This is a genomic window from Chitinasiproducens palmae (genome assembly GCF_900095735.1).
Classification (GTDB): domain Bacteria; phylum Pseudomonadota; class Gammaproteobacteria; order Burkholderiales; family Burkholderiaceae; genus Chitinasiproducens; species Chitinasiproducens palmae.
The window spans coordinates 15,682-33,512 of sequence record NZ_FNLO01000016.1; the positions used below are offsets into that span (position 1 = coordinate 15,682).

General features: G+C 66.6%; 20 protein-coding genes and 2 pseudogenes. 1 reads left to right on the forward strand and 21 read right to left on the reverse strand.

The genetic code is table 11. From position 1 onward, the window contains the following. Positions 1 to 19 precede the first annotated feature (19 nt). Both BLU54_RS21135 and BLU54_RS21140 read right to left on the reverse strand, forming a co-directional pair. Positions 20 to 631 carry a glutathione S-transferase N-terminal domain-containing protein gene (locus tag BLU54_RS21135; protein WP_091912768.1) on the reverse strand — a complete coding sequence of 204 codons (612 nt, stop codon included), beginning with the start codon at positions 629 to 631 and terminating at the stop codon, positions 20 to 22. Positions 632 to 914: 283 nt separating this feature from the next. Next, positions 915 to 1,661 (reverse strand): Nif3-like dinuclear metal center hexameric protein, encoded by a 747-nt coding sequence (locus BLU54_RS21140; protein WP_091912770.1) that lies wholly within the window; start codon positions 1,659 to 1,661, stop codon positions 915 to 917. A 19-nt stretch (positions 1,662 to 1,680) separates the two neighbouring features. Between BLU54_RS21140 and BLU54_RS21145 the strand changes: the two genes are divergently transcribed. Continuing rightward, positions 1,681 to 2,880, forward strand: coding sequence for a Do family serine endopeptidase (locus BLU54_RS21145; protein ID WP_091912772.1), 1,200 nt, complete (start codon positions 1,681 to 1,683; stop codon positions 2,878 to 2,880). Positions 2,881 to 3,557: 677 nt separating this feature from the next. On the opposite strand, the pseudogene tatC reads toward BLU54_RS21145, so the two are convergent. From tatC to BLU54_RS21240, 19 genes and pseudogenes are all read right to left on the reverse strand, one after another. Then, positions 3,558 to 4,319, reverse strand: a pseudogene (gene tatC / locus BLU54_RS21150) (twin-arginine translocase subunit TatC); the annotation flags it as partial. 76 nt (positions 4,320 to 4,395) lie between these two features. Then, the gene (gene tatB / locus BLU54_RS21155) at positions 4,396 to 4,950 is read right to left on the reverse strand and encodes a Sec-independent protein translocase protein TatB (protein ID WP_091912776.1); all 555 of its coding nucleotides are present in this window, start codon (positions 4,948 to 4,950) and stop codon (positions 4,396 to 4,398) included. An 81-nt stretch (positions 4,951 to 5,031) separates the two neighbouring features. Further along, complete coding sequence (gene tatA / locus BLU54_RS21160) at positions 5,032 to 5,256, reverse strand: Sec-independent protein translocase subunit TatA (protein ID WP_091912778.1); 225 nt, start codon at positions 5,254 to 5,256, stop codon at positions 5,032 to 5,034. 162 nt (positions 5,257 to 5,418) lie between these two features. Then, on the reverse strand, positions 5,419 to 5,838 hold the full coding sequence (locus BLU54_RS21165) for a DUF4870 family protein (protein WP_235838071.1): 420 nt from the start codon (positions 5,836 to 5,838) through the stop codon (positions 5,419 to 5,421). A 36-nt stretch (positions 5,839 to 5,874) separates the two neighbouring features. Beyond that, positions 5,875 to 6,246 (reverse strand): phosphoribosyl-ATP diphosphatase, encoded by a 372-nt coding sequence (locus BLU54_RS21170; protein WP_091912780.1) that lies wholly within the window; start codon positions 6,244 to 6,246, stop codon positions 5,875 to 5,877. After that, positions 6,243 to 6,656, reverse strand: coding sequence for a phosphoribosyl-AMP cyclohydrolase (gene hisI / locus BLU54_RS21175; protein WP_091912985.1), 414 nt, complete (start codon positions 6,654 to 6,656; stop codon positions 6,243 to 6,245). Before hisI ends, BLU54_RS21170 begins: the two co-directional genes overlap by 4 nt. Before the next feature lie 70 nt (positions 6,657 to 6,726). Next, the gene (gene hisF, locus BLU54_RS21180) at positions 6,727 to 7,506 is read right to left on the reverse strand and encodes an imidazole glycerol phosphate synthase subunit HisF (protein ID WP_091912986.1); all 780 of its coding nucleotides are present in this window, start codon (positions 7,504 to 7,506) and stop codon (positions 6,727 to 6,729) included. 118 nt (positions 7,507 to 7,624) lie between these two features. Next, on the reverse strand, positions 7,625 to 8,383 hold the full coding sequence (gene hisA / locus BLU54_RS21185) for a 1-(5-phosphoribosyl)-5-[(5-phosphoribosylamino)methylideneamino]imidazole-4-carboxamide isomerase (protein ID WP_091912782.1): 759 nt from the start codon (positions 8,381 to 8,383) through the stop codon (positions 7,625 to 7,627). A gap of 177 nt (positions 8,384 to 8,560) precedes the next feature. Beyond that, on the reverse strand, positions 8,561 to 9,202 hold the full coding sequence (hisH, locus tag BLU54_RS21190; RefSeq protein ID WP_091912784.1) for an imidazole glycerol phosphate synthase subunit HisH: 642 nt from the start codon (positions 9,200 to 9,202) through the stop codon (positions 8,561 to 8,563). A gap of 88 nt (positions 9,203 to 9,290) precedes the next feature. Further along, the gene (hisB, locus tag BLU54_RS21195) at positions 9,291 to 9,878 is read right to left on the reverse strand and encodes an imidazoleglycerol-phosphate dehydratase HisB (protein WP_091912786.1); all 588 of its coding nucleotides are present in this window, start codon (positions 9,876 to 9,878) and stop codon (positions 9,291 to 9,293) included. 48 nt (positions 9,879 to 9,926) lie between these two features. After that, positions 9,927 to 11,021, reverse strand: a complete 1,095-nt coding sequence (gene hisC / locus BLU54_RS21200) for a histidinol-phosphate transaminase (protein WP_091912788.1) — start codon at positions 11,019 to 11,021, stop codon at positions 9,927 to 9,929. Then, the gene (gene hisD, locus BLU54_RS21205; protein WP_091912790.1) at positions 11,018 to 12,400 is read right to left on the reverse strand and encodes a histidinol dehydrogenase; all 1,383 of its coding nucleotides are present in this window, start codon (positions 12,398 to 12,400) and stop codon (positions 11,018 to 11,020) included. The genes hisC and hisD overlap by 4 nt, the downstream gene beginning before the upstream one ends. A gap of 11 nt (positions 12,401 to 12,411) precedes the next feature. Further along, the gene (hisG, locus tag BLU54_RS21210; RefSeq protein ID WP_091912792.1) at positions 12,412 to 13,101 is read right to left on the reverse strand and encodes an ATP phosphoribosyltransferase; all 690 of its coding nucleotides are present in this window, start codon (positions 13,099 to 13,101) and stop codon (positions 12,412 to 12,414) included. Continuing rightward, positions 13,098 to 14,366 carry a UDP-N-acetylglucosamine 1-carboxyvinyltransferase gene (gene murA / locus BLU54_RS21215; protein WP_091912794.1) on the reverse strand — a complete coding sequence of 423 codons (1,269 nt, stop codon included), beginning with the start codon at positions 14,364 to 14,366 and terminating at the stop codon, positions 13,098 to 13,100. The genes hisG and murA overlap by 4 nt, the downstream gene beginning before the upstream one ends. Before the next feature lie 88 nt (positions 14,367 to 14,454). Further along, on the reverse strand, positions 14,455 to 14,706 hold the full coding sequence (locus BLU54_RS21220) for a BolA family protein (RefSeq protein WP_091912796.1): 252 nt from the start codon (positions 14,704 to 14,706) through the stop codon (positions 14,455 to 14,457). Between the two features lie 153 nt (positions 14,707 to 14,859). After that, a complete protein-coding gene (locus tag BLU54_RS21225) occupies positions 14,860 to 15,615 on the reverse strand; it encodes an ABC transporter permease (RefSeq protein WP_091912798.1) in 756 nt (251 codons plus the stop codon). A gap of 226 nt (positions 15,616 to 15,841) precedes the next feature. Further along, positions 15,842 to 16,568, reverse strand: a pseudogene (locus tag BLU54_RS21230) (ABC transporter ATP-binding protein); the annotation flags it as partial. Positions 16,569 to 16,638: 70 nt separating this feature from the next. Next, the gene (locus BLU54_RS21235; RefSeq protein ID WP_091912800.1) at positions 16,639 to 16,905 is read right to left on the reverse strand and encodes an STAS domain-containing protein; all 267 of its coding nucleotides are present in this window, start codon (positions 16,903 to 16,905) and stop codon (positions 16,639 to 16,641) included. 2 nt (positions 16,906 to 16,907) lie between these two features. Continuing rightward, complete coding sequence (locus BLU54_RS21240) at positions 16,908 to 17,537, reverse strand: MlaC/ttg2D family ABC transporter substrate-binding protein (RefSeq protein ID WP_091912802.1); 630 nt, start codon at positions 17,535 to 17,537, stop codon at positions 16,908 to 16,910. Positions 17,538 to 17,831 lie beyond the last annotated feature (294 nt).

The following is a 17,831-nucleotide window of genomic DNA, read 5'->3' on the forward strand; positions in this document are numbered from 1 at the left end:
CGGGTAAGTCGCGCCCGTTTCAGCGGCGCATCACCTTTTCCGACGGCGTCAGTGCCTCGATGTACGCAGGGCGGCTGAAGATGCGTTCCGCGTACTTGAGCAGCGGCGCGGCGTTCTTCGACAGTTCGATGCCGTAATGGTCGAGGCGCCACAGCAGCGGGGCGATCGCGACGTCCAGCATCGAGAACTCGTCGCCAAGCATGTACTTGTTCTTCAGGAAGATCGGTGCCAGCTGGGTCAGCCGGTCACGGATCGCCAGCCGCGCCTTTTCGTGCAGCTTCTCGGCGCCCTTGCCCTTCTCGTTTTCGAGATTGCCGACGTGCGAGAACAGTTCCTTCTCGAAATTGATCAGGAACAGCCGGGCACGGGCGCGCTGGACCGGATCGGCCGGCATCAGCTGCGGGTGCGGGAAGCGCTCGTCGATGTATTCGTTGATGGTGTTCGACTCGTACAGGATCAGATCGCGCTCGACGAGAATCGGCACCTGACCGTACGGGTTCATTACCGCGATGTCTTCCGGCTTGTTGTAAAGGTCGACATCATGGACCTCGAAGTCCATGCCCTTTTCGAACAAAACCAGGCGGCAGCGCTGGGAGAACGGGCACGTCGTGCCCGAATACAAAACCATCATGACGTTTTCCTCTTGGACGATCCAGACCACCCGGTAGTCGGGCGAGCCGGCTATCACGCTCGGCAGTCTGGCGCAACAGGCATAATTATGCCCTTTCGCGCAGGCAATACACAGCCCCCGCCGGTTCGAAGCGGTTCAAGTTCGCACGCAGGCTGCCGCTTTCAAGCGGAACTACGGCGAAATTCGCGTAAAAAGACGCTGCCTCGGCGCGTCGGCAGTTTACAGAATATTGTCCGGCGCGCATGGCCGGCGCGTTGATCTGCCCGGACCGGTGCGCGCGACGTCAGACCGGATTATCGATATCGAAGAAATTGTGTTCGATCTCGAATGTGTCGGCCAGGTGATCGCCCAGTGCCTGCACCCCGTAGCGCTCGGTCGCATGGTGGCCGGCGGCGAAATAGACGACGCCGGTCTCGCGCGCCAGATGCGTGGTCTGCTCCGACACCTCGCCGCTGATGAAGGCATCGACGCCGGCTTCGATGGCATCGGCGAAATACCCCTGGGCACCGCCGGTGCACCAGCCGATGCGGCGCAGGTCGACGTCGTCGGGCCCAAGCACCAGCGGCGTGCGACCGAGCACGTTCTCGATATGCCGCCGCAGCGCCTCGACGCTGAGCGGCACGGCAAGGGAGGTCTGCCAGCCCAGGCTGTTGTCGCCGAACCGGGCGTCGGCGATAAAGCCCAGTTGCTTGCCAAGCTGCGCGTTGTTGCCGAATTCGGGATGGTCGTCCAGCGGCAGGTGATACGCGAACAGGTTGATGTCGTTGGTCAGCAGCGTGCGCAACCGCCGGTGTTTGATGCCGCGTATCGGCGCCGGTTCGTTCTTCCAGAAATACCCGTGGTGGACCAGCACCGCATCGGCGCCCCATTCCAGCGCGGCTTCCAGGAATTCCTGCGACGCGGTCACGCCCGTCGCGATTCTCTCCACCTGCCGCCGTCCTTCCACCTGCAGCCCGTTCGGGCAGTAGTCTCTGAACCGTCCGGTTTCAAGCAGATTGTTCAGATACAATTCCAGTTCGTTCCTGTCCATATTCGGTCTCGATATTCGGATGCTTAGACGCCTTTGGCTGCTGTTCGCGCAAGTTGTGACGGTCGCGCTGGCGCTGCTGTTCATCGTCGCGACGCTGCAACCGCAATGGCTGAACTGGCGTCATTTGACCGGCAAGCCCGCCGGCACCGAGCGCGTCCGGCCGGGGCGCGCGGCGCTGCCGATCGCGCCTGCGTGCACGCAGTGCCTCGACTCGTACAGCGATGCGGCACAGCGCGCCATGCCTGCCGTCGTGAACGTGTTTTCCAGCAAGGACCGTCCGCGGCGCGGCAAGCGCAACGCGAACGATCCGATGTATCGCTATTACTACGGCAAGAAGGGCCAGCGGCAGGACGATTCGCCGGTCTCCAATCTCGGCTCCGGCGTGATCGTCAGCTCCGACGGCTACATTCTAACGAACCAGCACGTCGTCGACGGCGCCGACGAGATCGAAGTCGCGCTGGCGGACGGTCGCAAGAAGCGCGCAAAGCTGATTGGCGTCGACCCGGACACCGATCTGGCCGTCCTGAAAATCGACGAGAAGGACCTGCCGACGATTTCGCTCGACCGCAAGGATCCGCCGCGCGTCGGCGACGTCGTGCTGGCGATCGGCAATCCGTTCGGTGTCGGGCAGACCGTCACGATGGGCATCATCAGCGCACTGGGCCGCAACCATCTTGGTATTACCCCGTTCGAGGACTTCATCCAGACGGATGCGGCGATCAATCCGGGCAATTCCGGTGGTGCGCTGGTGGACGTGAAGGGCAACCTGATCGGCATCAACACGGCCATCTACTCGCGCAGCGGTGGCTCGCTGGGCATCGGTTTCGCCACGCCGGTCTCCACCGCCACCGCGGTGCTGCACAGCCTGCTGACAACCGGCACGGTGACGCGCGGCTGGATCGGGGTCGAACCGCAGGATCTGACGCCCGAGATTGCCGAGTCGTTCAAGATGGACCAGACCAGCGGCGCGATCGTCGCGGGGGTGTTGCAAGGCGGTCCGGCCGACAAGGCGGGCGTCAAGCCGGGCGACATCATCGTCGGAGTCGATGGCGACAAGATCGACGAGACGACCCGGCTGCTGAACACGATTGCGAAGATCGCGCCCGGAACCGATGCGATCCTTCACATCATCCGTCGCAACAAGCCGGTGGACCTGACGATCAAGATCGGACGTCGCCCGATGCCGTCGCGACGCGCCAGCCGCAACGACGAGGAGTGATGCGGCCCGGTCCCGCAGCCAGCTGAAGCACTCGGCCGGTGGACTGCGGGAAACCGGGCGGCGCAGTCCGCGCGAGTCATTCCCGGCAAAGCAACGCGTCTCTTCGCGCGAGGCACCTGCCGCTTGCGGTCACCCGGAGCCGTGGTTGTCCGGTGCCGGCACGCGGCTTGCCGGGTCCGCGCCAAGGCGGGGCCCGATCGGCCGCCAGCCAACTGCGATACGGAAGCGCGATCGGCCGTCACTCCGGCCACTCCGGCCATCGTCGCCATTGCGGCACCGATACGGTGGTGCTGGGACGGCGCGATGATAGGCAATGCGAGGACGTCTCCGAACCCCAATGCGGGTTCGCGATCGTCCGGACGCGCGGGCGTATGCGCCGCCGGATCGCCGGTCGCGCTCGCACTGCCCGCGTGACGACGCATCTGCGGGAAATGGCAGCGGGCTTGCGGCAAGGATGTGACGGGTTTGCGGCGGGCTAGCGACGGATCTGCGGCGGGGTTGCATCCGCCCTGCGTCACGCAGCGCGCCACCCGCATCCCACTGTCAGCGTCAGGCGCGCCGCCTGCGCCGACTCCTGCCGAGCAGCGTCAGCTGGCAGCGGGTCCGTCGTCGACGTTGCCGGTCGACGCCGCGGTGGCCTTGCTCTCCGCGTTCGCTGCTGCTTTCGCCGCTGCTTCTGCCTCGACTTCGGCCTCGACTTCAGCCTTCGCCGCGCGGCGGTTCAGCAACGCCGCCGCGATCAGGCCGACTTCGTACAGCACGACCAGCGGCACGGCCAGGATCAGTTGCGAAACAACGTCCGGCGGTGTGACCACCGCGGAGATCACGAACGCGCCGACGATCACGTACGGGCGGATCTCCTTGAGCTTGGCAACGGTCAGAAAGCCCAACCGCACCAGCAGGACGACGACGATCGGCACCTCGAACGTGATGCCGAAGCACAGGAACATCGTCAGCGTGAAACTGAGATAGTTGTCGATGTCGGTCGACATCTCCGCGCCGAGCGGCGCGTTGTAGTGCGCCATGACCCGGAAGATCGTCGGGAACACGACGTAGTAGGCGAACGCCATGCCGGCCAGGAACAGCACGTAGCTGCTGGAGACCAGCGGCGTCACCAGCCGCTTCTCGTGCTGGTACAGGCCGGGCGCCACGAACGCCCAGATCTGGTACAGCACGATGGGCAACGCGATCACGAAGGCCACCATCAGCGTGACCTTCATCGGCACGAAGAAGGAGCCGGTGACGTCCGTCACGATCATCTTGCCGCCGGCCGGCAGGTTCTGCAGCAGCGGCCGCGCCAGCAGCCGGAAGATGTCCGGCGCCCAGTAGACCAGCGAAACGAAGACCACGATCACGGCCAGACCCGCGCGCACGATCCGGTTCCTCAGTTCGACGAGATGCGAAATGAAGGTGTCTTCGGTACCGATTTGTTCGCTCACGCCGTCCGTCCCATCATGCCCGCCGCTCCGGTCTGGCCACGTGGCAGCCGTGGCCCTGGCCGGGTGTCAATGCCGTTCAGAAAAATGAAGTGCGCCGCTCGGCGTTGTCGCCGCCGCGCCGCGCGATGCTCGCCACCCGTGCCGCGCCCGACTGTACGCGCGACCGCTTCGCGTTGGCCCGTTTATACCAGCCTGGCAACGCACCCTGCCGCTGCCGCCAATTTGCCGTCTTCGAGCGCTTTGGCGGCGTGTGGCGGTGAACGGTGCCGAAGTCGGCCAGGGTCTCCCCGGGCGGCGCATGGTCGATCGCGGTTTCAGGCGCCGGATCGACGCCATCGACGTGCGTACCGGCACGCCAGGCGTCGTTGAGCTCGTCCTCGTGACGCCGCAGTCCGTCGTTCATGGACTGGTTGAAGTCCTGCGCGGACTGCTCGAACTTGCTCTTCATCGAGCGAAATTCGTCCAGTTCCATCTCGCGCGTGACTTCCGACTTCACGTCGTTGATGTAGCGCTGCGCGCGGCCCAGCAGGGCGCCAGCCGTGCGCGCCACGCGCGGCAGGCGCTCGGGTCCGATGACCACGAGCGCCACGACGCCGATGACGGCGAGCTTCGATAAGCCGAGGTCAAGCATGCGGCAGAATCAAGGTGGGCACGGCACGTCGGCCGCGCCATGCGATGAAGGTCGCGCCGCGGCAGGCCGCGGCCGCGAGGCTCAACGGTGCTCGGTGCGCTCGCGCGCCTCGACGTCGACCGCCTGGTTGCGCGCGATCTGCTCCTTGCGCGCCGCTTCCTCCGCTTCGGAGTCGCGCATGCCCTCCTTGAAGCCCTTGACCGCGCCGCCCAGGTCGCTGCCCATGTTGCGCAGCTTCTTCGTGCCAAACACCAGGGCGACGATCACCAGCACGATCAGCCAGTGCCAAATACTCAACGAACCCATTGCGAATCTCCAGTGTGCGCCGGCATGCGGCGCATCTCAAAAGCGCCGGTCAGCGCCATTCTAACAGTCCGGTGCGGCAGGCCACACAGGGAACATTCCCTGGCGCCGGCGTGCCGCCTTCAATCTGCTTCAGCCGCCGTGGCAACGGTCGCAGCCACGGCCTCAGCTGGCTTGCCGATATAGCGGCCGCCGGTCGACGAGATACAGCCAGCCCTTGACGATCCGATAGATCATCCAGACGCCCAGCAGCAGCAGGACCACCAGGCCGACGCCCGCCATCATCAGCGCAAAGCCGACCAGGCCAACCCACAGGCTGCCCCAGAACGTCCGGATCAGCCAGGTCGCGTGGGAGGCATAGACAGTCCCCGCCGCATCGCGACGCTTGACGTACGCGATGATCACGCCGACCAGCGTGGACACGCCACCCGTCAGCCAGGACGCAGCATACAGCGCATAAATGACATGCATGATGACACGCAGCCGGTCCTCGACATTGCCGATCACCCGTCCATCGACCACATCGCTGACGTCGGCCTTGCGCCGTTGCGCGCGGCCTTCCTGCCGCCCTTCCTGCCAGTTCATGCACCTCTCCGGTTGCGAGGGAGGCGAGCGCGCGGCTCAGTCGCCGGACCGCTCCCGGTCCAGCACCTTGCGCATCGCCTTTTCCTCGATGCCCGACAGGCCTTCGCGCCGCTCGAGTTCGGCCACGACGTCGCCGGGCGACAGTTCATAGTGGGACAGCAGGACCAGGCAGTGAAACCAGAGGTCGGCGACCTCGCCCACCAGCTTGCTGGCCGGCAGACCATGCCGGCAATCCTTGGCCGCCATCACGACCTCGGTGGCTTCCTCACCGATCTTTTTCAGGATCGCGTCGTCGCCCTTGTGGAACAGGCGCGCGACATAGGACCGCTCCGGATCGCCGCCGCGACGGCCGTCGATGACGGCCCCCAACCGCGCGAGCGTATCCGATAACGCACTAGACTCGTTCATTTGTAGATATGTTCCGGATTTTTCAGGATCGGCTCGACGGCAACCCACGTACCGTTGGCCGCATCGCCCTCGAATTTCTGGAAAAAGCAGGAGTGCCGGCCGGTATGGCAGGCGATGCCGCCAACCTGGTCGATCTTGAGCAGCACCACGTCCTCGTCGCAGTCCAGCCGGATCTCGTGCACGTGCTGCACGTGCCCGCTCTCCTCGCCCTTGCGCCAGAGCCGGTTGCGCGAACGGGACCAGTACACGGCCTGGCCGGTGCGCACGGTTTCGGCGAGCGCCTCGCGGTTCATCCAGGCGAACATCAGGATGTCGTTGCTGCCCTTTTCCTGGGCGATCGCCGGCACCAGTCCGTTCGCGTCCCAGCGCACGTGGTCGAGCCAGTCGCCGCCCGTGGTCTGCTGCTCCATCTGCTTCTCCTGTTTCCCAACCGTGCCGCACCGCCGCCCCATTGCCGCGCTGCAACGCGCGCGCCGTCGGTCAGAGCCGTACCGGAATGCCGCGCTCGGCCATGTAGCGCTTCGCCTCGCCGACGGTGTGCTGGCCGTAGTGGAAGATGCTGGCCGCGAGCACCGCGTCGGCGTGTCCTTCGAGCACGCCAGCGGCGAGGTCGCCAAGTCCGCCGACCCCGCCCGAGGCGATGACCGGCACGTTGACCGCGTCGGATACCGAGCGGGTCAGCGCCAGGTCGAAGCCCTGCCGCGTACCGTCCCGATCCATGCTGGTCAGCAGGATTTCGCCGGCGCCAAGCCCGGCCATCCGCTTCGCCCACTCGACGACGTCCAGCCCCGTCGCACGCCGGCCGCCGTGCGTGAAGACTTCCCAGCGCGGCGCGGCCGTGTCGTCATCCGACGGCACCCGCTTCGCATCGATGGCGACGACGATGCACTGCGCGCCGTATTTGGCGCTCGCTTCGCCCACCAGTTCGGGGTGCGCCACCGCCTGCGAATTCATGCTGATCTTGTCGGCACCGGCATTGAGCAGGCGGCGCACGTCGTCGACGCTGCGCACGCCACCGCCGACCGTCAGCGGAATGAACACCTGCGATGCCACCGATTCGATCACCGGCAGGATCAGGTCGCGCGCGTCCGAGGTCGCGGTGATATCGAGAAAGGTCAACTCGTCGGCGCCTTCGGCGTCGTAGCGACGCGCGATCTCGACCGGATCGCCGGCGTCGCGCAGTTCGACGAAATTGACGCCCTTGACCACCCGCCCGGCGTTCACGTCCAGGCAGGGGATGATGCGTTTTGCGAGAGCCATCTTCTTCTCGGAAACAGGCCGGCCCGGGGCCGGCGCAATGGAATGGCGGCGACGACGCGATCGGCGCCGAGCCGCGGCCGGGCGCGGCTCGGCGCCGGCCGGCATGGGCGCGCTGCCGTCAGACGGCCTCTTCGTTCGACGTGCCGTACGCGTCGGCGCGCCGCTGCGCGCCGGCGAAGTCGAGATCGCCGGAGTAGATCGCGCGCCCGCAGATGACGCCTTCGATGCCCTCGGGCTCGACCTCGCAAAGCGCATCGATGTCGGCTTCGCCGGCCAGACCGCCCGAGGCGATCACCGGGATGCGCACCGCGCGCGCCAGCCGCACGGTCGCTTCGATGTTGATGCCCTGCAACATGCCGTCGCGGCCGATGTCGGTGTAGATGATCGACTCGCAGCCATAATCCTCGAACTTCTTCGCCAGGTCCACCACCTCGTGGCCGGTCAGCTTGCTCCAGCCGTCGGTCGCGACCTTGCCGTCCTTCGCGTCGAGGCCGACGATGATGTGACCGGCGAACGCGCTGCACGCCTCCTTCAGGAACCCCGGGTTCTTCACCGCCGCCGTGCCGATGATCACGTAGGACACGCCGTCGTCCAGGTAGCGCTCGATGGTGTTCATGTCGCGGATGCCGCCGCCGAGTTGTACCGGAATGTCCTCGCCCACCGCCTGCACGATGGCGCGGATCGCCGCCTCGTTGCGCGGCTTGCCCGCAAACGCGCCGTTCAGGTCCACCAGATGCAAGCGCCGCGCGCCCTGCTCGACCCAATGGCGAGCCTGTACCGCGGGATCGTCGGCGAACACGGTCGCCTGCTCCATATCACCTTGCTTGAGACGAACGCACTGACCGTCCTTGAGATCGATGGCCGGGATGAGCAGCATGATTACTTGAGTGGGGTGAGAGGTTGAGAGGCCGGGCCGCCTGTGGCGCCCGGCTGACAGTCCGGCGCCTGACAGGCGCCGGCGCGGCGTTGCTAGTGTATTACAAACCTTTTGTCGTCCATGCGCATTTCGGCGCACCGCCCCGGCCTGCCCGGCGCCGCGGGGTCGCCGCGCACTTCACGGCTGCCAGTCGACGAAGTTCCGATACAGGCGCAGGCCCGCCTCGGCGCTTTTCTCCGGGTGAAACTGCGTCGCGAACACATTGCCGGCTGCCACCGCCGACGTGAAGGGACGGCCGTAATCGGTCTCCCCCACCGTGTGCGCGGGGTCGGCCGGTACCGCGTAATAGCTATGGACGAAATAGAAGTAAGCGTCGTCGGCAATGCCATCCCACAGCGGATGCGGACGCGCCTGCCGCACACGATTCCAACCCATCTGCGGCACCTTGAAGCGCGAGCCGTCGTCCTGGCGCTGCTCGGCGAGATCGAAGCGCACGACGCGCCCCGGCAGCAGTCCGAGCCCCGGTGTGTCACCTTCGTCGCTGGCGTCGAACAGCATCTGTTCGCCGACGCACACACCGAGCAGCGGCTTGTCGCGCGACGCGGCGATCACCGCGTCGAAAAGGCCGGATTCATGCAGGCAACGCATGCAGTCGGGCATCGCGCCCTGGCCCGGCAACACCACGCGATGCGCGTCCGCAATGGCCTGCGGCGACGACACGATCGATACCGAGGCCTCGGGCGCGGCGTGTTGCAGGGCCTGCGAAACGGAGCGGAGGTTGCCCATGCCGTAATCGACGATGGCGATCGCGTTTTTCATTGAAAGAGCCTGTCCGGCGGAAGAACGTAAGGATGCAGGTGGGCGGCAGGAAGGCGCGCGGCGTCGGGACCGGTCCGCCGCCGCGCGTTCAGAGACTGCCCTTGGTCGAAGGAATCTGACCCGCGGCACGGGCATCGAGTTCAACCGCCATGCGCAATGCCCGGCCGAACGCCTTGAAGACGGTCTCGACCTGATGGTGGGCGTTGACGCCGCGCAGATTGTCGATGTGCAGCGTGACGCCCGCATGGTTGCAGAAGCCGCGGAAGAATTCGATGGTCAGATCGACGTCGAAGTTGCCGACCCGCTCACGTGTGAACGGCACATTGAATTCGAGCAGCGGCCGGCCCGAAAAGTCGATCACGACGCGCGACAGCGCCTCGTCCAGCGGCACATAGGCGTGGCCATACCGGCGGATGCCTTTCTTGTCGCCGAGCGCCTTCGCAACCGCCTGGCCCAGTGTGATGCCGACGTCCTCGACCGTGTGGTGATCGTCGATCTCCACGTCGCCGGTCGCCTCGACGTCCAGGTCGACGAGGCCGTGCCGCGCGATCTGGTCGAGCATGTGATCGAGGAACGGCACGCCGCTGGCCAGCTTCTGCCGGCCAGTGCCGTCGAGGTCGAGGCGGACGCGGATCTGCGTCTCACTGGTATTGCGGACGACTTCTGCGGTTCGCATGTTCTGTTGTTCGTTGGGGGCGGGACGCCGGCCAAAGCCGGCGTCGCTTCATTCGGCGAGCGCGTCGCGCAGCGCGGCGACCAGCCGCTGGTTCTCGTCCGGGCTGCCGACGGTCAGCCGTACGCAGCTGTCCAGCAGCGGGTGCATCGCGCTGACGTTCTTGATCAGCACGCCGGCACCGAGCAGCGCGTCGAACACCTGCTTCGCATCCGGCACGCGCACCAGCAGGAAATTGCCGGCGCTCGGGAACACGGTGGTACCCGGCAGCGCGGCGACGGCCTCGGCGAGCCGGGCACGTTCCGCGCGCAGGGTCTCGGCCTGGCTGTCGAAGAGCGCGACATGGTCCAGCAAAAAGTCGGCGGCGGCCTGCGTCAGCACGTTCACATTGTACGGCGGCCGCACCTTGTCGAATTCGGCGATCCAGGCCGGCGCGGCGGCCAGGAAACCGAGACGGATGCCGGCCAGCCCGAGTTTCGACACGGTGCGCAGCACCGCCACGTTCTCGTAGCGGGGCACGCGATCGATCCACGTCTTCTCCGCGAACGGCTGATAGGCCTCGTCGATCACGACCAGGCTGTCGGGCGCGGCCGCGATCAGAGTTTCCATCGCCGCGTCGTCGAACAGGCCACCCGTCGGATTGTTCGGATAGGCGAGATAGATCAACGCCGGGCGTTCGCGTTCGATCGCCGCGAGCATCGCCTCGGTGTCGAGCGACAGGTCCGCGCGCAGCGGCACGCCGACAAACGTCTGGTTGGCGAACTGCGCGGCCATCTTGTACATCACGAAACCGGGCACCGGCGCCAGCACCTTGGCTCCCGGGCGCGCGGTGGCCAGCGACATGATCGAGATCAGTTCGTCCGAGCCGTTGCCGAGCAGCAGCGCGCAGGCGTCCGGCACCTTCATCGCGCGCCGCAGCTTGTCGAGCAACGCGACCGGACGCGGCGACGGATAGCGGTTCAGCGCCACCTCGGCCAGACGCCGGCCCAGCGCGTCGGCCAGTTCGGGCGGCAGCGGATAGGGATTCTCCATCGCATCCAGCTTGATCAGGCCGGTCGCGTCGGGCACCGGATAGCTGGACATCGCCTGGATGTCGGGGCGGATCGTCGCGGCGAGCGCGCGCCCCTTCGGCAAACCTTGGTTCATCGCTGCTCTCCGGCGCTGGCGCCGTTGCGGTCGCCTTCGACCTGGTCCTCGAAATCGGCGTTGCGCGCCGGCATGCGGAACTCGGCGCTGCGGGCGTGCGCCTGCAGACCTTCCCCATAGGCCAGCTCGGCCGCGATCTCGCCGAGCGTCTCGGCGCCCGCACGGCTCACCTCGATGATGCTCGAACGCTTCGTGAAATCGTAGACCCCAAGCGGCGACGAGAAACGCGCGGTGCGCGACGTCGGCAGCACGTGGTTCGGACCCGCGCAGTAGTCACCCAGGCTCTCGCTGGTGAAGCGGCCGAGGAAAATCGCACCGGCGTGGCGGATGCGGGCCGCCCACTGCTGCGGATCCTGCGTCGAGATCTCGAGATGCTCGGGCGCGATGTCGTTGGCGATCCGGCACGCCTCCGCCAGGTCGCGGACCTTGATGAAAGCGCCACGCCCTTCGAGCGAGGCGCGAATCGTCGCGCTGCGCGGCATGTCGCCGAGCAAGGCATTGGCGGCGGCTTCGACGCGGCCGATGAAGCCCTCATCCGGACACAGCAGGATCGACTGCGCGAGTTCGTCGTGTTCGGCTTGTGAGAACAGATCCATCGCGATCCAGTGCGGATCGGTCGTGCCGTCGCAGATCACGAGGATTTCCGACGGACCGGCGATCATGTCGATGCCGACCGTGCCGAAGACGCGGCGCTTCGCGCACGCCACGTAGGCGTTGCCCGGTCCGACGATCTTGTCGACGGCGGGGACGGTGGCCGTGCCGTAGGCGAGCGCGCCGACGGCCTGCGCGCCGCCGATCGCGAACACGCGATTGACGCCGGCCAGCGACGCCGCCGCCAGCACCAACGGGTTGCGCGCGCCGCCCGGGGTCGGCACCGTCATAATGATCTCGCTCACGCCCGCGACCTGCGCCGGAATCGCGTTCATCAGTACCGACGACGGATAGGCAGCCTTGCCGCCCGGCACGTACAGTCCGACGCGGTCCAGCGGCGTCACGCGCTGCCCGAGTACGGTGCCGTCCGCCTCCGCGTACTGCCAGCTGTGGCTGCCGCACTCGATCTTCTGTTTCTCGTGGAAAGCCCGCACGCGGCTGGCCGCCGCTTCGAGCGCGGCGCGCCGGGTCGGTTCCAGCCCCTCCAGCGCCGCATCGAGTTCCGTGCTTGAAATCTCGAGCGCCGCCATGTCGGCCGCGTCGATGCGGTCGAAGCGGCGCGTGTAGTCGAGCACTGCCGCGTCGCCGCGCTTGCGCACGTCGAGCAGAATGTCGGCGACGGCCGCATCGATCGCCCGGTCGTCCTCGGCTTCGAACGCGAGTACCGCGCGCAGCGACGCGGCGAAATCGGGCGCCGACGCATCCAGCTTGCGAATATTCAGTGGCATGACGCCTCCGTTCACCGTGCCGCGCTGGCGCGCTCGAACGCTTCGAGCAGCGGCGCCAGCGCATGGCGCTTCAATTTGAGCGCGGCCTGGTTGACCACCAGCCGCGACGAAATCGGCATGATCTCCTCGACTTCCAGCAAGTCGTTCGCGCGCAGCGTCCCGCCGGAACTGACCAGGTCGACGATGGCGTCGGCCAGGCCGACCAGCGGCGCCAGCTCCATCGAGCCGTACAACTTGATCAGGTCGACGTGCACGCCCTTCGCGGCGAAGTGCTCGCGCGCGGTCTGTAGGTACTTGGTCGCGACCCGCAAGCGGGCGCCCTGCCGGACTGCGTTCTCGTAGTCGAAGCCATTCTTGACGGCCACCGCCATCCGGCAGCGCGCGATGTTCAGGTCGATCGGCTGGTAGAGGCCGTTGCCGCCATGTTCGAGCAGCACGTCCTTGCCGGCCACGCCAAAGTCGGCCGCGCCGTACTCGACATAGGTCGGCACGTCGCTGGCGCGCACGATGATCACGCGCAGGTCGGGCTGGCTGGTCGGCAGGATCAGCTTGCGGGACGCTTCCGGGTCCTCGCTCACGGTGACGCCGGCGGCGGCCAGCAACGGCAGCGTCTCCTCGAAGATCCGGCCCTTCGACAGGGCCAGCGTCAACGGCGTACCGCGCGTTGCCGCCGGTGCGCCGGCAGCGGGCGTCGGCGTCATGCTTCCTCCCCTGCTTCGCTGATGCGGCGCACGTTGGCACCGACGCCGCGCAGCTTGTCCTCGATACGGTCGTAGCCGCGGTCGAGATGGTAGATCCGGTCGATGAACGTTTCGCCATCGGCCACCAGGCCCGCCACCACCAGCGACGCCGACGCGCGCAGGTCGGTCGCCATCACCGTGGCACCCGACAGGCGCTCGACGCCGGTGACCAGCGCGGTATTGCCGTCGACCGAGATGTTCGCCCCGAGACGGTTCAGCTCCTGCACGTGCATGAAGCGGTTCTCGAAGATCGTCTCCACGACCTGCGACGCGCCTTCGGCAACGCACGCCAATGCCATGAACTGCGCCTGCATGTCGGTCGGGAACGCCGGAAACTCCGACGTGCGCAGACTGGCGGCCTTCAGGCGGCCGGACATCGCGACGCGCATCCAGTCCTCGCCGCTTTCGACGGTCACCCCGGCCTCGCGCAGCTTCTCGACGACCGCGTCGAGGTGCCCCGGCAAGACACGGCGCAGCGTGACGTCGCCGCCGGCGGCGCCCACCGCGCACAGGAAGGTGCCAGCCTCGATGCGGTCCGGGATCACCGAATGCTCGGCGCCGTTCAGCCGCTCGACGCCGTGCACGACCAGCCGGTCGGTGCCGATGCCGTCGATGCGCGCGCCCATCGCGACCAGCAGTTGCGCCAGGTCGGTGACTTCCGGTTCGCGCGCCGCGTTTTCCAGCACCGTCTCGCCGTCGGCCAGCGCGGCCGCCATCAGCAGGTTCTCGGTGCCGGTCACGGTGATCATGTCGGTGACGACGAGCGCGCCCTTCAGGCGGGGCGCGCGCGCTTCGATGTAGCCGTGCTCGATGCTGATCTCGGCGCCCATCGCCTGCAGCCCCTTGATGTGCTGATCGACGGGCCGCGCGCCGATCGCGCAGCCGCCCGGCAGCGACACGCGCGCGTGGCCGAAGCGGGCCAGCAGCGGACCCAGCACCAGGATCGACGCGCGCATCGTCTTGACGAGCTCATACGGTGCGACCGGGTTGTCGACGCGGCTGCCGTCGAGCACCAGCACGTTGCCGTCGCGCGTCACCGTGACGCCCATCTGCTCGAGCAGGCACAGCATCGTGCCGACGTCGCGCAAGTCGGGAACGTTGCTCAGCCTGAGCGGCTCGGCCGACAGCAGCGACGCGCACAGGATCGGCAGCGCCGCGTTCTTTGCGCCGGAAACGACGATCTCGCCTTCGAGCCGTCGCCCGCCGACGATGCACAGCTTGTCCATCTCTAGAGTTTCTCCTGCGCGGGCCGGCCCGAGGGAGCCGGCGGCACGCGCGTTGTTCGGTTCGCCATCACGCGCAGCTTACCCGCTTTCAAGCGGACTTCTGCGCCTCCTGCCATTCGGCAGGCGTCAGGGTTTTCATGCTGAGCGCGTGGATCTCCTCGCGCATGCGGTCGCCCAGCGCCCCATAGACCAATTGGTGACGGGCGATCGGGCGCTTGCCTTCGAAGGCCGCGCTGACGATGGTCGCGAAGAAATGCTGGCCGTCGCCTTCCAGCTCGATGTGATCGCACGGCAAACCGGCGGCGATGTATTCCTTGATCTGTTCTGGGGTAGGCAGCATGGCTGACTCCTGTACGGCGGGACGTTGGGTACGTTTTGGACGTTTTGGACGTTTCGGGCGTTCGGACGGTGGTGACGCGGGCGCCGCGGCCAAGGCAGCCGCCTGAGGGCGGCGGCGGCCGGCGCCGCGCGCGACGACCGCGCCGCCGGCGGGTCAATGTCGCAGCTTGTAGCCGGTCGCCAGCATCCGTACGGCGATCGCGGCGAGGATCGTGAAAAAGGCCGCGACGATCGCCAGGCTGGTGGTCGGCGCCACGTCCGACACGCCGAAGAAGCCGTAGCGGAAGCCGTCGATCATGTAGAAGAACGGGTTGAAGTGCGACGCGGTACGCGCCAGCGGCGGCAGCGAATGCGTCGAATAGAATACGCCGGCCAGAAACGTCAGCGGCATGATCAGGAAGTTCTGGAAGGCCGCGAGCTGATCGAACTTCTCCGCCCAGATGCCGGCGATCAGGCCGAGCGTGCCGAGGATCGCCGAGCCGAGCAGCGCGAACAAAATGATGTAGAGCGGTGCCGCGAACGCGATCGGCACGAAGAACAGCGTGACGATGAAGACGCCGAGACCGACGACCAGCCCCCGCACCACCGAGGCGATCACGTACGCGCCGAACATCTCCCAATGCGCGAGCGGGGCCAGCAGCACGAACACCAGGTTGCCGGTGATCTTCGACTGGATCAGCGACGACGAGCTGTTCGCGAACGCATTCTGCAGCACGCTCATCATGATCAGGCCCGGCACCAGGAAGCTGACGTAGCCGACGTTCTGGTAGACCCGGACCTGCGAGCCGAGCGCATGGCCGAAGATCGTCAGATAGAGCAGCGCGGTGATCACCGGCGCGCAGACCGTCTGGAACGCCACCTTCCAGAAGCGAAGCAGTTCCTTGTAAAGCAGTGTGCTGAAGCCGGTCATGCGCGCGCCCCGTTGATCTGTGGCTCGCTGGTCAATTGCAGGAATACGTCTTCCAGGTCGGCCTTCTTGATTTCGATGTCTTCCAGTCGACAACCCGCCTCGCGGCATTGCGCGAGGATCGGCTCGACATCGTCATAGCTGTTCAGACGAAGCGCATAGCGCGCGCTGCCGGAGACGGCGGCCGCCGCCGAGCCCGTCGTTTCCGCGCCGGTTCCGATCACGCGCGGCCGCAGGACGGCAGGCAGGTCGCCAGCTGCGAACGACAGGTTCAACTGCAGGCCGGCAAAGCGGCGCAGCAGGTCGCCCGTCTTTTCGAGCGACACGACTTCGCCTCGCCGCATCATCGCGATGCGGTTGCACAGCGCCTGCGCTTCTTCCAGGTAATGGGTGGTCAGGACAATCGTGTGCCCTTCGCGGTTCAGACGGGAGATGAAGCGCCACAGCGTCTGGCGCAGCTCGACATCCACGCCCGCGGTCGGTTCGTCGAGAACGATCACCGGCGGCCGGTGCACGAGGGCCTGCGCGATCAGCACGCGGCGCTTCATGCCGCCGGACAGTGCGCGCGTGTTCGCGCTCGCCTTGTCGGCAAGGCCGAGGTTTTCGAGGATTTCGTCGATCCAGTCGTCGTTGGCATTGAGGCCGTAATAGCCCGACTGGATACGCAAGGTCTCGCGGACGGTGAAGAACGGATCGAATACCAGTTCCTGCGGCACCACGCCGAGCATGCGGCGGGCGTTGCGGAAATCGGCGACCGTGTCGTGGCCGCGCACCGCGATGCGGCCTTCATCGGCGCGGGCCAGTCCGGCAAGAATGCTGATCAGCGTCGTCTTGCCGGCGCCGTTCGGGCCGAGCAGACCGAAGAATTCGCCTTCCTCGATCGTCAGCGAAATGCCCTTTAAGGCCTGCAGCGTACCGTAACGCTTTTTGACCTGACTGATTTCGATGGCGGACATGGCAGCAGGCAGTGCTGGCGCGCAGCCGCGCGCCATTGGGAAGCCGCCGATTATAGGCGATTTCGCGAAATCAGCCGGCCGGCGCGAACAGCAGGTCGGCTACGCCGTAGGCGTGCGCGAGGCTCAGCAGGCCCGCCGGCGGGGCCACGAAGGTCAACGGCTGCGTGCGCGCGGCGGCCGCGCGGCGCCAACTCATCAGCACCGCCAGCGCGGCCGAGTCGTACTCGGCGAGCTGACCGAGGTGAAACGACTCGTCACCGCTCGAAATGTGCGCCAGCCCGTCGGCCAGCGCCCCACGCACCGACGCGAACGTCAGCGTGTTGCCTACCTGATACATGGTCAACCGTTTCCGTTGGCCAGCTGCTGATTGCGCGTGGTCAGGAAGCGGATCAGACCATCGATGCCGTTCTGCTGGATCTGTTGCGCGAACTGCTGCTGGTACGCCTGGATCAGCCAGGCACCGAGAACATTGATGTCATAGACGCGCCAGCCCTGCGCCGTCTTCGTCAGACGATAGTCGAGTTCGACCGGCTGGCCATTGTTGTTGACCTGCGTGCGCACGACCGCGTCGCTCGCGCCATCCTGGCCGCGGAACGGCAGATACTGCACCGTCTGGTTGCGGATCTGCGCGATCGCGCCCGAATACGTGCGGATCAACAGCGTCTTGAACTGTTCGGTGACCTGCTGGCGCTGCGCCGGTGTCGCCTGGCGCCAGTAGCGGCCCATCGTCAGTTGCGTAGTGCGTTCGAAATCCGTGTACGGCAGGATCTTCTGGTTGACGAGCTGCGTGATGCGGCCGATGTCGCCGGACTGAACGGAGGAATCCGACTTGGCCTCGTTCATGACTTCCGTCGTGACGGTCTTGATCAGCGCGTCCGGCTGGCTGCTGTCGACCGCCTGCGCGTACGCACCGACGCTGGTGAACGCCATCATGCACGCCAGCAATGGCGCCATCATCATCTTCTTCATTTAAACAATCCTCTGCTCTGGGGCAATGGGGAACGGTGAGCACGAATCGCGCCCGCTCCTCCTTTCTAATTGACCGGCGTTCTACGATGAAGCGCCGGCTTGCCGGCCGATGCAGCGCGACCGCGGCTTGCCGGTCGGCAACCTTCCGCCACCATCGCCAACCTTCCGCAACGATGGGACCCGCCGGCGGCACCGGTCGGCGCGAAGGCCACGCCGATGCGGCACATGGTGCGGAGGACAGGCCGGCCCGATGGCTTGCATGCCGCCTTAACGTAACGCAACGCAGCGCAACGC

What these genes read in the sequence shown, in the direction of transcription:
- BLU54_RS21135 (WP_091912768.1), bottom strand. Translation starts at nt 631, where the DNA reads ATGATGGTTTTGTATTCGGGCACGACGTGCCCGTTCTCCCAGCGCTGC.
- BLU54_RS21140 (WP_091912770.1), bottom strand. Translation starts at nt 1,661, where the DNA reads ATGGACAGGAACGAACTGGAATTGTATCTGAACAATCTGCTTGAAACC.
- BLU54_RS21145 (WP_091912772.1), top strand. Translation starts at nt 1,681, where the DNA reads ATGCTTAGACGCCTTTGGCTGCTGTTCGCGCAAGTTGTGACGGTCGCG.
- tatB (WP_091912776.1), bottom strand. Translation starts at nt 4,950, where the DNA reads ATGCTTGACCTCGGCTTATCGAAGCTCGCCGTCATCGGCGTCGTGGCG.
- tatA (WP_091912778.1), bottom strand. Translation starts at nt 5,256, where the DNA reads ATGGGTTCGTTGAGTATTTGGCACTGGCTGATCGTGCTGGTGATCGTC.
- BLU54_RS21165 (WP_235838071.1), bottom strand. Translation starts at nt 5,838, where the DNA reads ATGAACTGGCAGGAAGGGCGGCAGGAAGGCCGCGCGCAACGGCGCAAG.
- BLU54_RS21170 (WP_091912780.1), bottom strand. Translation starts at nt 6,246, where the DNA reads ATGAACGAGTCTAGTGCGTTATCGGATACGCTCGCGCGGTTGGGGGCC.
- hisI (WP_091912985.1), bottom strand. Translation starts at nt 6,656, where the DNA reads ATGGAGCAGCAGACCACGGGCGGCGACTGGCTCGACCACGTGCGCTGG.
- hisF (WP_091912986.1), bottom strand. Translation starts at nt 7,506, where the DNA reads ATGGCTCTCGCAAAACGCATCATCCCCTGCCTGGACGTGAACGCCGGG.
- hisA (WP_091912782.1), bottom strand. Translation starts at nt 8,383, where the DNA reads ATGCTGCTCATCCCGGCCATCGATCTCAAGGACGGTCAGTGCGTTCGT.
- hisH (WP_091912784.1), bottom strand. Translation starts at nt 9,202, where the DNA reads ATGAAAAACGCGATCGCCATCGTCGATTACGGCATGGGCAACCTCCGC.
- hisB (WP_091912786.1), bottom strand. Translation starts at nt 9,878, where the DNA reads ATGCGAACCGCAGAAGTCGTCCGCAATACCAGTGAGACGCAGATCCGC.
- hisC (WP_091912788.1), bottom strand. Translation starts at nt 11,021, where the DNA reads ATGAACCAAGGTTTGCCGAAGGGGCGCGCGCTCGCCGCGACGATCCGC.
- hisD (WP_091912790.1), bottom strand. Translation starts at nt 12,400, where the DNA reads ATGCCACTGAATATTCGCAAGCTGGATGCGTCGGCGCCCGATTTCGCC.
- hisG (WP_091912792.1), bottom strand. Translation starts at nt 13,101, where the DNA reads ATGACGCCGACGCCCGCTGCCGGCGCACCGGCGGCAACGCGCGGTACG.
- murA (WP_091912794.1), bottom strand. Translation starts at nt 14,366, where the DNA reads ATGGACAAGCTGTGCATCGTCGGCGGGCGACGGCTCGAAGGCGAGATC.
- BLU54_RS21220 (WP_091912796.1), bottom strand. Translation starts at nt 14,706, where the DNA reads ATGCTGCCTACCCCAGAACAGATCAAGGAATACATCGCCGCCGGTTTG.
- BLU54_RS21225 (WP_091912798.1), bottom strand. Translation starts at nt 15,615, where the DNA reads ATGACCGGCTTCAGCACACTGCTTTACAAGGAACTGCTTCGCTTCTGG.
- BLU54_RS21235 (WP_091912800.1), bottom strand. Translation starts at nt 16,905, where the DNA reads ATGTATCAGGTAGGCAACACGCTGACGTTCGCGTCGGTGCGTGGGGCG.
- BLU54_RS21240 (WP_091912802.1), bottom strand. Translation starts at nt 17,537, where the DNA reads ATGAAGAAGATGATGATGGCGCCATTGCTGGCGTGCATGATGGCGTTC.